The 12,639-nt window shown below is 40.3% G+C and carries 12 protein-coding genes; 5 read left to right on the top strand and 7 right to left on the bottom strand.

Features of this window, described 5'->3' with window-relative positions; genetic code table 11:
- Positions 1-22: 22 nt before the first annotated feature.
- The 4 genes from ACLOAU_RS09480 to mutY form a co-directional block, all read right to left on the bottom strand.
- Positions 23-613, bottom strand: coding sequence for a DUF3109 family protein (locus ACLOAU_RS09480; protein ID WP_427861627.1), 591 nt, complete (start codon positions 611-613; stop codon positions 23-25).
- A gap of 38 nt (positions 614-651) precedes the next feature.
- A complete protein-coding gene (gene gldE / locus ACLOAU_RS09485) occupies positions 652-1,995 on the bottom strand; it encodes a gliding motility-associated protein GldE (protein WP_427861628.1) in 1,344 nt (447 codons plus the stop codon).
- Between the two features lie 56 nt (positions 1,996-2,051).
- A complete protein-coding gene (locus ACLOAU_RS09490) occupies positions 2,052-2,471 on the bottom strand; it encodes a single-stranded DNA-binding protein (protein ID WP_427861629.1) in 420 nt (139 codons plus the stop codon).
- Positions 2,472-2,607: 136 nt separating this feature from the next.
- Positions 2,608-3,699 (bottom strand): A/G-specific adenine glycosylase, encoded by a 1,092-nt coding sequence (gene mutY / locus ACLOAU_RS09495; protein WP_427861630.1) that lies wholly within the window; start codon positions 3,697-3,699, stop codon positions 2,608-2,610.
- A 127-nt stretch (positions 3,700-3,826) separates the two neighbouring features.
- On the opposite strand from mutY, the gene ACLOAU_RS09500 reads away from it, so the two are divergent.
- The 3 genes from ACLOAU_RS09500 (at position 3,827) to ACLOAU_RS09510 (ending at position 7,009) form a co-directional block, all read left to right on the top strand.
- Positions 3,827-4,150: an HU family DNA-binding protein gene (locus tag ACLOAU_RS09500; RefSeq protein ID WP_114789766.1), complete on the top strand. Its 324-nt coding sequence runs from the start codon at positions 3,827-3,829 to the stop codon at positions 4,148-4,150.
- A gap of 107 nt (positions 4,151-4,257) precedes the next feature.
- Positions 4,258-5,142, top strand: coding sequence for a tetratricopeptide repeat protein (locus tag ACLOAU_RS09505; protein WP_427861631.1), 885 nt, complete (start codon positions 4,258-4,260; stop codon positions 5,140-5,142).
- A 319-nt stretch (positions 5,143-5,461) separates the two neighbouring features.
- Positions 5,462-7,009, top strand: coding sequence for an Rne/Rng family ribonuclease (locus ACLOAU_RS09510; protein WP_427861632.1), 1,548 nt, complete (start codon positions 5,462-5,464; stop codon positions 7,007-7,009).
- Between the two features lie 32 nt (positions 7,010-7,041).
- Here ACLOAU_RS09510 and ACLOAU_RS09515 read toward each other — a convergent pair whose 3' ends face one another.
- Entirely contained in the window at positions 7,042-7,284 is a 243-nt protein-coding gene (locus tag ACLOAU_RS09515; RefSeq protein ID WP_427861633.1) for a hypothetical protein, read from the bottom strand.
- 97 nt (positions 7,285-7,381) lie between these two features.
- On the opposite strand from ACLOAU_RS09515, the gene ACLOAU_RS09520 reads away from it, so the two are divergent.
- Positions 7,382-8,497: a glycosyltransferase gene (locus ACLOAU_RS09520; protein ID WP_427861634.1), complete on the top strand. Its 1,116-nt coding sequence runs from the start codon at positions 7,382-7,384 to the stop codon at positions 8,495-8,497.
- Here the strand turns inward: ACLOAU_RS09520 and ACLOAU_RS09525 are convergent.
- Positions 8,494-9,423: a DUF3078 domain-containing protein gene (locus ACLOAU_RS09525; protein WP_427861635.1), complete on the bottom strand. Its 930-nt coding sequence runs from the start codon at positions 9,421-9,423 to the stop codon at positions 8,494-8,496. The genes ACLOAU_RS09520 and ACLOAU_RS09525 overlap by 4 nt on opposite strands.
- A gap of 555 nt (positions 9,424-9,978) precedes the next feature.
- Between ACLOAU_RS09525 and ACLOAU_RS09530 the strand changes: the two genes are divergently transcribed.
- Complete coding sequence (locus tag ACLOAU_RS09530) at positions 9,979-10,449, top strand: Lrp/AsnC ligand binding domain-containing protein (protein ID WP_427861636.1); 471 nt, start codon at positions 9,979-9,981, stop codon at positions 10,447-10,449.
- Between the two features lie 6 nt (positions 10,450-10,455).
- On the opposite strand, the gene ligA is transcribed toward ACLOAU_RS09530, so the two are convergent.
- Positions 10,456-12,570 carry an NAD-dependent DNA ligase LigA gene (gene ligA, locus ACLOAU_RS09535; RefSeq protein WP_427861637.1) on the bottom strand — a complete coding sequence of 705 codons (2,115 nt, stop codon included), beginning with the start codon at positions 12,568-12,570 and terminating at the stop codon, positions 10,456-10,458.
- Positions 12,571-12,639 lie beyond the last annotated feature (69 nt).

The raw sequence follows: 12,639 nt of genomic DNA on the forward strand, positions 1-12,639 counted from the left end.
ACTACTGTTAGTCAATGAAATGCTATTCACTATGGTTGTGGGCTGTTACTGCCTGCTCCAGTACCTCGTAAAACTCTTCGCCGTATTTTCTAATCAGCGGTTCTTTTAAAAATTGGTAAACCGGAACTTTCAACTTTTCTCCCAGCTTACAAGCGGGGCTGCACAATTTTTTACGTGGCTCATAATTCAAACGTTCATAATCGCCATGTTTGCCAGGATAGGCTATAATAGGATAAAGATGACAGCTGATAGGCTTTTTCCATTTTATTTTGCCGTCGTTGTAGGCCTGTTCAAATGCACATTTGATAAGGCCATTTTGTTCGCGGTAGGCATAAACACATATTTCATTATCACTGGGTAATGTTGGCGTTACCCAACCAAATTCATCATCATACTGGTACCGGCCTTTTTTTTCAACCTGCTCGATGGCATCTTTGGTCATGTAAGGCTTTATAATTTCATAGCTGTTATTTACCTCATCCAGCTCTGCTTCTGTAAGAGGAGCCCCCGCATCACCTTCTTCACAACAGCCTCCTTTACATTTGCTGAGGTCGCAAACAAATTGCGCCTCTGCCACATCATCACTTATTATTTTGTTTTCGATTATGATCATTGTGCAAAAGTACTATAGCTATCGGATGCCGCCCACTATTAAGACTGTTTAATTACAATCCGGGCTTTTTTTACCCTGTTTCTTTCTACTTCGAGCACAGTAAATTCAAAGTCGCCGGAACTTACTATATCGCCTTCTTTGGGAAGTTCTCCCGATATTTCATTAATAAGGCCACCCAGCGATTCGTTATCACCCCGCACTTCATCGAATGTATTAACGGGTAGTTGTAATACTTTGCAAACATCGCGTAACATGGTGCTACCTTCAAATATATAAGTGTGGTCGTCTATTTTTTTATTATCTATCTCTTCTACATCAAACTCATCTTTGATGTCTCCAATCACTTCTTCCTGAATATCTTCCATAGTTATGATACCGCTGGTGCCTCCAAATTCATCCACCACTACTGCAAAATGCATCCGTTTTTTCTGGAACTCTAAAAGCAGATCCTCTATCAATTTCGAGTCAGGTACAAAATAGGGGGGGCGTATAACCGAATGCCAGTCAAAGCTTTCCTCGTATAAATGTGGAATCAGGTCCTTGGTATTCAATATTCCCTCTATTTCATCCAGATCTCCCTTGTAAACCGGCAAACGTGAATATTGCAGCTCTTTAATTTTTTCAACCAGTTCGGGAAATGTAGTATTGTACTCAATACCGTTTACATACAACCGGCTGCGCATCACTTTTTTTACAGAGATCTTTCCAAACTTGACAATGCTTTTCATGATGTTTTTCTCTTCAGGAGATGCCTCGTCATCAGTTTGAACATCTATCGCTTCATCAAATTCCTGCAGGCTATTGGCCTCGGCATTATCGGTGCCCAAAGTCTTTCCAAAGCCATCTGCAACGGCCACTATGCCTTTGCTCATGCGCCTCAGCACATAATGGATCATTTCGACAATAAACAATAAAATGGGCCATTCATAAGCAAACCGTAAACTATTCTGTCTTGCCCATACCCTGGGAAATATTTCTAAAGGAAAAACTATAAGAAAGGCAATAAGCAGCCATTTAAGCAAAATGGTATAACCACTATGTTTATACTCCTCCGGTGTGTATTCGTCAACCAGGTAGTTGGTTAAAATAATAAGACAAATGTTTAAAACAGTTTTGGAAATAAGCATTGAAGTATATACTTCCTTGGGCTCATCAAGTAGGTCTATGATCCTCCGGGCAGCAGGTTGCTGCTTGGTTTTCAACACATCAATATCTTTTTCATTCAGCGAAAAAATAGCGGCCTGCGAACCCGAAATGGAAAAAGATAAAAAGATAAGGAGCAGTAAGACAACAACTAAAACCGTACTGCTTTGCGTGGTAGCCTGCAATTCTACCTGTAAGAAATCAGCAAAAAGTAAATGAATGATGCTCTGTGTATACAAAACAAATATTATTGGTGAAGTATTTTTTGTCAGATGTCGGATCGCACCATAACAAATTAAAAGTTAATGGTATCCGAGCCCCCTTCTTCGCCCGAAACGGGTCCACCTGGTGCGGGATCGTCGTGCTCATGCGTCAATCCTTCAGCTTTTTTATCAAGCATAATCAAGTTTTCGCCAACAACCTCGGTGATATACTTTTTTACCCCGTCCTTATCTTCCCAGCTTCTGGTGCGCAATCTTCCCTCTATATAAACAAGGCTCGATTTGTGCAAAAATTTTTGAGCAAGGTCTGCCAAACCGCGCCACAATACTACTGTATGCCATTCTGTTTGCGATACCAGTTTCCCCGACCTGTCCTTAAAAGTTTCGGTAGTTGCCAAAGGGAATTTGGCAACTGAGATATTCCCTTCCAGTAGCTGTACTTCAGGATCTTTACCTAAGTTACCGATTAGCATTACGCGATTAACTCCTCTCATAAATTAATTATTGATTTTTCTTATGTAAGTATGTATTAAGCTATAGTAAACTAAAATTAATTTTTTTTACCCATTCTGAAAAATTAATACACGCAGCTTATATTTTTTTAATATTCATTAGAGTTTACCAAAGCACTTATTGGGTTGCTAATACCCTGCTGTTCAAATAATCATTGATAATTTTAGGAAAAGAATAAGCGGATAACTTATCTCCTTCGCTCCAGTCGTAATTTTTAAGAGAGGCGGGTAACTGCTTCACCCGGACGTTGAAAAATATTGCAGTAATGCTTTGATGTGTCAATTTTTGACGGTAAATGGTGGATTCGGCCTTTATGGGATCGCCCTTGCTGATCCATTTCAGGTTCAGGGCTTCAGCAACAGCGCTATCTGTATCGTTTTCCTGCGGCAATTCTATCATCGGGAATTCATGCAGATGTTGCCATATATCTTTTCCTGTTCGCTCCCTTACGGCAATTTTACTGCCATGCTGAATAATAAAGAAGTAAAAAAAACGACTTCTTTGTTTGATTTTCTTTTCTTTTACCGGTAACTGCTGCACCCTGTTACAAGAGTAAGCTACACAGTTTTTTTGAAAGATGCAATGGTCACATAAGGGCGCAACGGGCTTACATATAGTAGCACCAAAGTCCATGATAGCCTGATTATACTTACCCGGTTGCTTTTGATCGAGCAGTTCATTGGCTAGTTGGTGGAAGTTCTTTTTGCCGGTTGTGCTATCTATTGCTTCTTCGATTCCGAAAACCCGGGCCAAAACCCTGTAAACATTACCATCTACCACAGCATGGGGTTGGTTAAATGCAAAAGAAGCAATAGCTGAAGCGGTATAAGAGCCAACGCCTTTCAGTTTTAAAATATCGTTGTAGCTGCCCGGAAAAACACCTCCGTAGGCTTCTGTAATAATGCGGGCGGTAGCAATAAGGTTCCGGCAACGTGAATAATAGCCCAGGCCCTCCCATAATTTAAATACTTTTTTCTCGTCGGCCGCAGCTAAATCTTTGATCGTAGGAAAATTACGGAGAAAATTATTATAGTACTCCAGCCCCTGTTCCACTCTTGTTTGTTGTAAAATAATCTCACTTAGCCATATTTTATACGCGTCTTTTTCTCCTTTCCAGGGCATTTGGCGGTTATTATCGTTTTCATGCCACTTTAACAACAATTTTGAAAAAATGCTGACTTCCAGTTGTTTATGTGTTAAATTGATCAAAAGTTTTTATTTATTTTTTTTAAAGAAAAAAAATTGGATTAATAATTGTTTATATCTTAGAAGTATTAAGCATAAAAAGCTGTTTTACAATTTAATTGAATCGTTAAAATAATATTAATTCTATTCTATGCGAAAAGCGGACTTGGTAAACAAGATATCTGACAAAACCGGCATCCCCAAGGTAGATGTGCTGGTTACACTCGAAACTATGTTTAAAGAGGTTAAAGATACTTTAGCTTCTGGTGAAAACATTTACATTCGTGGTTTTGGCAGCTTTATAACTAAAAAAAGGGCTGCAAAAATTGGCCGCAATATTAAGAAAAATGTGGCGGTACATATTCCCGAACATTATATTCCTGCATTTAAACCAGCGAAAGAGTTTAGCATTGAAGTGAAAAAACTGAAGGAGCCAAAACCAGATGATGGCCCCGGAGAAGATGGCGATGATTAATAAGTTCTAAACAAAGAACGTAGCTGCCATTGAGTTTTTTATCCACTCTTTTTTAAACAATTTATATAGTATTGGGGTTAACTTTGCAATCCAAATTTTTTTTGATTGTGAAGAAACCTCAATATATTACCATTTTTGTTGCTCTTGCTGCGTTGTGTTTGCTGTGGGCGTTTGGGAGCATTAAACCCAAGGTTCAGGCTAATGCACATGAAGGGCATCAACACGATCACGCTGATAAACCAGGTACGGGTTCCGTTTCAACTTCATCATTTTCAATTGATAGTGCATTAACTGCTGCAAAGGGAACACTTTTGCCGGCAGGCACTGCACGATTAACATCGCTGGAATCCATTATCAAAAAGTCGCCAGATCAGGGCCAAAAGGTAGAAGCCTTCAGAGCGATTTCTATGTATTGGAAAGACAGTGTAAAAGCCTTTATTCCTTATGCGTGGTATGTGGCTGAAGGAGCAAGGTTGGAAAATTCAGAAAAAAACCTCAATTTTGCAGGCCATTTGTTTTTGAACAACCTGCAGCATGTGGAAAATGGAGAGATGGCAAAGTGGATGGCACTGCAGGCAAAGGATTTGTTCGAGAGGTCTTTACAGTTAAATCCTGATAACGACTCTGCGAAAGTAGGGTTGGGCTCAACTTACATGTTTGGAGGTATATCCAACGCTCCTATGGAGGGAATAGCCAAGATCAGGGAAGTGGTTTCTAAAGACAGTACTAATTTGTACGCACAAATGACATTGGCTATGGGTTCGCTCATGAGCGGGCAAACCGACAAAGCCAAAGAGCGTCTTGAAACAATAATCAGGCTCGACTCTAAAAATCTGCAGGCTTTATTGCTGCTGGCAGATATTTACGAGAAGCAGGACAAGAAACAAGAAGCAATAACATATTATCAGAAAGCATTACCGCTGGCAACTGAGCATACGGAAATGAGGGCTGAGCTTCAAAAAAGGATTGATGCTTTAAAAAAGCAGAATTAACTATTATATTAACAAGATTTAAAATTATTTAACTATGCCTTGTGGTAAAAAAAGAAAACGTCATAAAATTGCAACACATAAGCGCAAAAAAAGACTTAGAAAAAACCGCCATAAAAAGAAATAAGCTTTCTTTTACTGAAATATATTCTACATATAACCCCCTAGTTTATTTGCGGGGTTTTATGTAGTATATTTGTTTTACCTGCTTTATCGTTATATGCATTTTCCATCCTTTAATGCCATATACTTTTCTGCCTGCATGTATAACCGATAAAGTTGGTCAGAATTACTTTTAAGGCATAGCACACGTTCATATGCAATGAATAAAGAAATTGTAATTAATGCCGCTCCCACTGGTGTTGAAATTGCTTTGTTAGAAGATAAGAAGCTGGTGGAGTTGCATAGCGAAAAAAGCGATGGCCGCTTTGCTGTGGGTGACTTATACCTGGGCAAAGTAAAAAGGCTTATGCCCGGGCTTAATGCCGCTTTTATAGATGTAGGCTTTGAAAAAGACGCATTTTTGCATTATACCGACTTAAGCCCGTATGCAAAATCGTTATTAAAGTTTACTAATATGGCCATGGCAGCCACAGATGCCAACCCTATAGACTTCTCAAAATTTAGTGTTGAACCGGAAATTGTAAAAACGGGTAAGATCAGCGAAGTGCTTGGCGGTAAGCCCCACGTATTGGTGCAGATATTAAAAGAACCCATTGCAGCCAAAGGCCCCCGGCTTAGTTGTGAACTTTCTTTACCTGGCAGATTTGTTGTAATAACCCCTTTCAATAATATTGTAGCAGTATCTAAAAAAATTCATTCTTCCGAAGAAAGAAAAAGACTGCAAAAAATAATTGAAGCCGTTAAGCCTAAGAACTTCGGTGTAATTGTAAGAACTGCGGCAGAAGGAAAAAATACAGCGGAACTCTATGAAGACCTGGGAAACCTCGTTAATATCTGGAGCACTGTTCAGCAAAACCTGAGAGGAGCCGTAGCCCCCACAAAAATTTTCAGCGAGCAGAACAAAACCAACAGCATTTTAAGAGATCTTTTAAGCGCAGATTATAACCGCATTGTTACCAACGATAAGAATATCTACAACGAAACCAAAAACTATATTCAGAAAATTGCACCTGAGAAAGCGGAGATCGTTAACCAGGCGCAGGGAAATGTTTTTGATATTTTAGGTATTACCAAGCAGGTAAAAGGATCGTTTGGAAAAACGGTTACTTTAAACAGCGGCGCTTATCTCATTATAGAGCATACCGAAGCTCTGCACGTAATTGATGTAAACAGCGGCTATAAAAATGTAGGCAACAACCAGGAGCAAAATGCATTGGAGACTAACCTGGAAGCTGCCGCTGAAATTGCCCGGCAATTAAGGCTGAGAGATATCGGCGGAATCATTGTGGTTGACTTTATCGACATGAAGCTTGCGGAGAATAAGAAGAAGCTTTTTGATACGATGGAGGAAGTAATGCTTGCGGACAGGGCCAAGCACTCTGTGTTGCCCATTTCCAAGTTTGGATTAATGCAGATTACCCGGCAGCGTATGCGCCCTGAGGTAAACATCAATACCCAGGAAGTATGTCCCAGTTGCAATGGTAGCGGTAAAATAACTTCAACATTAGTGCTGGAAGATGAGATCGAAAAAAATCTCAATTATCTTATTACACACAAGCATAAAAATCTCAAACTCATTGTACACCCTATTGTGTATGGATATTTAACAAAGGGGTTATGGTGGAGTAGTAAATTATCAAAGTGGAATAAAAAATTTGGTCAGAAAACCAGGATAGAAAAAGATACAGCTTACCAGCTGACAGAATATCACTTTTTCGATTCGAATGAAGAAGAAATTAAATTCTAAAATGAAAAAGCTCCGAAATTTTTCGGAGCTTTTTAGTTCTTATTCAATAAAAACCGAAAAGGTTTTAAATGCTCTTTTTTAACCGCTGATAGTATTTTTCGCTTATTGGAAGTGATCCGGTTTCGGTTCACCAGTTCATGGGCCTGGCAAAAACCTTCTTTATTGTCTACACATGCAATTACATAATTCAGGCATTCCACCCGTGTATCTATTGAATCGGGGTAAACAGCATCATCTTTAATGATCAAAATAATATCTCTCCGATATTTACTCATTTTGCCGGCAAACTAAAATCTGTAATAGTAAATTTACCTTATTTTACAATTGGATCAAACAAAAGGTTCGCGATCTGATATATTTTTAGCAATATCTATGCCTTTTCCCCGGAAATTAAGAATATTAGTGGCTCCCCTGGACTGGGGATTGGGACATACTACCCGGTGCATACCGTTGATCAGGGCATTACTGCGACATGATGCGGAGGTTATTATTGCCGGCAATAAAGTACAGGAAAAAGTCCTGTCAGCCGAATTCCCCCACTGTAAATTTTTATTTTTAGAGGGTTACGGGGTTACTTACAGTACCACCGGGAAAGGTTTTTTTTGGAAAATGATGCAGCAGTTTCCACGCATTGCTGCTTCCATAAAGCGCGAAAATAGCTGGTTAAAAGAACTGCTGATTCGCGAACATATTGATGGTGTAATAAGCGATAACCGGTTTGGCTTGTATACCTCAAAAATCCCCTCTGTTTTCATTACCCACCAGTTACGCATAAAAACGGGATTGGGGCAGCTGGCTGATGATATGGCGCAACGGGTCAACTACAGGTATATTAATCGCTTTAGCCAGGTTTGGGTGCCTGATTTTAAAGAAACTCAAAATCTCGCCGGTGTATTATCGCATCCGTCTTCCATGCCTGCTACAAATGTTGCTTATGTGGGACCCTTAACAAGGATGAGTCATAGGCCTTTTGTAAATGAAGGGGGTGGGATTCTTTTCATTATCTCAGGCCCCGAGCCGCAAAGAAGTTTTTTTGAGCAGAAAATTTTTGCACAATTAAAAGATATTAAGCAACAGGTTACTGTTATCCGGGGCAAACCATTGCAGGAAGAACTGCCGTTGATTGCTGATGCTGTTATTTATAACCATTTGCCCGGCAACGAAATGGAGGCTGTTATGCGTTCTGCTGCGTTAATAGTATGCAGAAGCGGGTATAGCTCTGTAATGGATATTAATGCACTGGGATTAAAATCTATTTTAATACCTACACCAGGGCAAACTGAGCAGGAGTACCTGGCAGACTACCTGATGCAAAAGGAATTTGCTATAAAAGGTAGCCAGAGCGACTTTGATCTGCAAGACCTGCTTCAAAAAGCAGCGGACTTTTCTTACAGTGGTTTTATTAACCAGGATGATCTGCTTCTCAGAAAAGTGGTTGCAGGTTTTTTAGATAACTGCCGGGAACAACTCATCAAGGAAAAAAATTAAAACTTTACCAGGAAGCCCAGTCCCAGCATTGATTTTATCTGGGCTGCAGGCGATTCGTTGTTAGCTCCGAATAACCTTACATCGTCGTCGTAGATCATATCAAGGCTATAGGTAAGCGTCAGGTATTTCGTCAACTTCATGTTGATCATATTGGTCCAGTAAAGGTCTACATTTTTAGGTTTATCTAAATAGTTTGAGTAAAGATCCAGGCGGCTTTTATAGGAGAACATTTTATTGATCTCTTTGAAATAGTTCAGAGAAGCAAAAGCGCCAAATTCTGTTTTTACATGTCTGCCGGTATCTACTCCATAAGCACCCACACTTGCCAGGGAATCGTTTCTTACAATGGTCCATCTTACAGTAGCAGGAGACATAAAAATTGAAAAATCTTTATTGGGTTTCCATTCAAGGCCAGGGCTTAACAGCACATATGCCGGCGATAGAAAATTGGAGCTGAAAGTGCGGTTTCCATCACTATCGTAGGTATAACCTTTGAACATTTGTGATCTGAAATTGAATAGGGCCCCTACATTCCATTTTTTGCCGATTGCATAACCATATTTTGACACCAGATCAATCCGGTCATCATTCTTTCTGCTTCCCAGCGATGTGGTATTCATATACCCGATGTTAATATCAAGCGTGTTGTCCCAGGAATGTTTATTCTTTTTATAAAAGGCGTAGGTGCTAAGATTACCATTAAGGGCTAAAGAAAACTTATCGCCACCGGCAGCCCAGTTGCTCAACGAGCCTTGTGCAGCATTCAAACCAATAAATCCACCCGTCTTCCAGGTTTTGGTTGTTGTATCATTGGGGTCTTTTTTGATTTGTCTTTCCGAGTCTTTCTTTAAGTTTTTTACCGTTTCGTCCTGAGCCAGAACTGTTAAGCTGCTTAAAAAGGCAACCATAAATAGTATCTTTTTCATATTTGTTTTGTGTTGGCCACAAAAATAAGTATCTATCTCTGAAAGGTTTGTAGTAAATTAATTTTATATTTGGCTACTGTGGTGTAATGAATGGGCAGGGGATACTAAGCAAAATACAACGACTAATACGGCTAAGCAAAATTGAACGCTTTATGAATAAAGATGCTGCTGGCGTCTTCATCCTCAAAAAGTTGGCAATAAAAAAACCTCCGCCAAAGGCGAAGGTTTAATATGCTGTAGGGGGAGGGGTCGAACCTCCACGAGGCGGTTAGCCGCAACACAAAGTTAGTGGTCAATCCTGGTCGGCCTGACGGTCGGCTCTATGTTGTGTTTATTCCGTGATCCTCACCCTCGAGACAAGAGGGCATGTCTGCCAAAAATTTCATCACCCCACAATTTTTAAGAACTTTGCCTTTATTATCAGGCGTTGTTAGAACAAAAATAAAGATAAATGCTCGTTCGTTCCAAATATTTTAAGAATATTTTTTATAATATAGTAAATATTCAATAAATTGCGTTTAGTATTAGATTATTTCAAATTAAAGCTGCTTAAGTATGAATTCTAAATTAAATCTTGATAAGCTGGATCTGCAGATCATTGAGCATATGATGGATGATGCTGAGATCTCGTATGCCGACCTGGGGAAGAAATTATTTGTATCTGGTGGTACCATACATGTGCGCATCAAAAAGCTACAGAAAGACGGTGTGGTAAAAGGTACCCGTTTAAATCCGGATCTGAAGCTTTTGGGATATGATGTAATCGCTTTTATTGGCATTTACCTGCGGGAAAGCTCATTATATGATTCGGTAGCTAAAGAGCTCCATAAAATAAAAGAAATCGTACGTTTAAACTACACAACGGGTAATTATAGCATGTTTGCTGAAATTATATGTAAAGACATCTCCGAACTAAGGGATGTATTGCATGAAAAGCTTCAGAAGATAAAAGGTATAGAAAGAACAGAAACTTTCATATCGCTTGAAGAAAGCTTCTCCCGAAGTGTGAAAGTATTAGATCAATAACCGGTTTTAAGAACCGGTATTTTCTGCAGAGATCATTTTCAAAAACTCGGCTTCGCTGATAATTTTGACAGTATTTAACTTTTTCGCCTTGTCGAGTTTGCTGCCGGCGTCTTCACCTACTACCAGGTAATTCAATTTGGCGCTTACTCCTCCCAGTATTTTTCCACCTTTGGCTTCCGCCATTTCTTCGGCTTCGCTTCTTTTAAGCGTGGGAAGTGTTCCGGTAAATAGAAAAGTTACACCTTCCAGCTCGCCTCCGCCATGCATCTTCCTGGTGCTATTATTCATTTCAATGCCTAATGCTTCCAGTTCCTGCAGCATATTAATATTATCCTCATTGCTAAAAAAGTCTACAATGCTGCCCGCTACTTTCGGGCCAATATCTTCGAGTTCCTGCAATGCCTCCTGGCTAAAGTTCCTGAGATCCAACAGGTGATTCAATTTCTGCGCTAATACTTTGGCAGTGGTTTCACCTACAAACCGGATCCCCAGGGCAAAAATGAGGCGGTGCAGCGGCTGCTGTTTACTTTGCTGTATGGCTTCCTGCAGCTTTTCAATTGATTTGGCGCCAAACCCTTCCAGTTTTCCAATCGCTTCAAAATCCAGCTTATAGATACCCGGGATATCTTTTAATAAACCCAATTCATAAAACTTCCTGATATTGGCTTCCCCGAAGCCTTTAATATCCAGTGCGTTCTTGCTTACGTAATGGATCATGCGCTCTACTACCTGGGCAGGACATTCAATATTGATGCAGCGCCAGGCTGCTTCTCCTTCTTCCTTAAAAAGTTGGCTGTCGCAGATCGGGCAGCCCCGGGGGAATTCTATCTTTGTTTCTGCACCTGTACGCAATTCAGCCAGGGGTTTGACGATGTAGGGAATTACATCGCCGGCACGCTCTACCAATACCGTATCTCCGATCATCAAATCCTTTTCACGTATCACATCTTCGTTAAATAAAGAAATAGAGCTTACAGTAACGCCACCAATATATACAGGCTCGATTTTCGCAACAGGAGTAATGGAACCTGTACGCCCTACCTGGTAATCTACATTCAATAATTTACTCGTTCCCTGCCTGGCCTTGAATTTAAAAGCCATCGCCCAGCGCGGATGGTGAGAGGTCATGCCTAACTGATCCTGCAGATCGAAGCTATTCACTTTAATAACCATACCGTCAATTTCATAAGGCAGGTCATCCCGTTTAGTTTCAAATTCCAGGCAATAGCTTACAACTGCGTCTATACCATCAAACACCCGCATTTCCTTAACCGGGCTTCTGAAACCCAGTTCCCATAATAGTTTCAGCGAGCCTGCATGTGTAGTTAGCTCTTCAGGTATTTCTTTTCCGGGCAGTAGCGTGTAGTCGCTGATATGATAAACAAAAGCTTCCAGGTTTCTTCTTTTTACTTCTGCCGGGTCTTTTATGCGCAGTGTACCTGCCGCTGCATTACGAGGGTTGGCTAAAGGCGCCAGGCCTTTTTCTACCAGCGCATCGTTATATTTTTTAAAACTGTTTTTGTTCATTAATACTTCACCACGTATTTCAACCTGCTGCAAACCGTAGTCGCTAAAACGTGCGGAGAGTGGTAAAGTGCGGATTTGTTTCACGTTCGTAGTTACATCATCTCCGGCCACACCGTTGCCGCGGGTAGCACCGCGAACCAATAAATCATCTTCGTAAATAAGGGAAATACTACCCCCGTCAAACTTAGGCTCCACGCAATAAGTGATCGTATCCAGTTTGGATAGTTGTTTTGCTTTCCTGTCAAAATCTTTCAGATCGGCTTCATTATAGGAGTTGTCCAGCGACAACATAGGTACCAGATGCTGTACGGTTACAAAATTACCGGTCAGCTCTTTGGCAACTCTTTGTGTAGGTGAATCTTTAGTGATCCAGTTTTTATGGGCTTGTTCCGTTCTTTCCAGTAATTTAAATAACTGGTCATACTCCCCGTCTGCGATCAACGGGTCGCTTAAAACATAATAGCGGTATTCATGAAAACGCAATGCCTGGCGCAGCTGTTCGGTACTGTCCGGGGAGGCAAGTGTTTCAGGGGTGTCTTTTAAAAGTGCCTGCGTATTTTCCTGCAGGGCAATGGTAATTTCTTTGCTGTACATATAAACGGATAAAAAGCAATTAAAAGTAAAGTTTTTAATGCACAGTAAAAAGCCGTCCTGTGAAAGACG

It is taken from the genome of Paraniabella aurantiaca (assembly GCF_050309965.1).
Lineage (GTDB): Bacteria > Bacteroidota > Bacteroidia > Chitinophagales > Chitinophagaceae > Niabella.

Bases quoted from the DNA above. Each gene is read 5' to 3' on its own strand.
- ACLOAU_RS09510 (WP_427861632.1), top strand. From the start codon at position 5,462: ATGAATAAAGAAATTGTAATTAATGCCGCTCCCACTGGTGTTGAAATT.
- ACLOAU_RS09520 (WP_427861634.1), top strand. From the start codon at position 7,382: ATGCCTTTTCCCCGGAAATTAAGAATATTAGTGGCTCCCCTGGACTGG.
- ACLOAU_RS09490 (WP_427861629.1), bottom strand. From the start codon at position 2,471: ATGAGAGGAGTTAATCGCGTAATGCTAATCGGTAACTTAGGTAAAGAT.
- ACLOAU_RS09515 (WP_427861633.1), bottom strand. From the start codon at position 7,284: ATGAGTAAATATCGGAGAGATATTATTTTGATCATTAAAGATGATGCT.
- ACLOAU_RS09525 (WP_427861635.1), bottom strand. From the start codon at position 9,423: ATGAAAAAGATACTATTTATGGTTGCCTTTTTAAGCAGCTTAACAGTT.
- ACLOAU_RS09480 (WP_427861627.1), bottom strand. From the start codon at position 613: ATGATCATAATCGAAAACAAAATAATAAGTGATGATGTGGCAGAGGCG.
- ACLOAU_RS09530 (WP_427861636.1), top strand. From the start codon at position 9,979: ATGAATTCTAAATTAAATCTTGATAAGCTGGATCTGCAGATCATTGAG.
- ACLOAU_RS09500 (WP_114789766.1), top strand. From the start codon at position 3,827: ATGCGAAAAGCGGACTTGGTAAACAAGATATCTGACAAAACCGGCATC.
- ligA (WP_427861637.1), bottom strand. From the start codon at position 12,570: ATGTACAGCAAAGAAATTACCATTGCCCTGCAGGAAAATACGCAGGCA.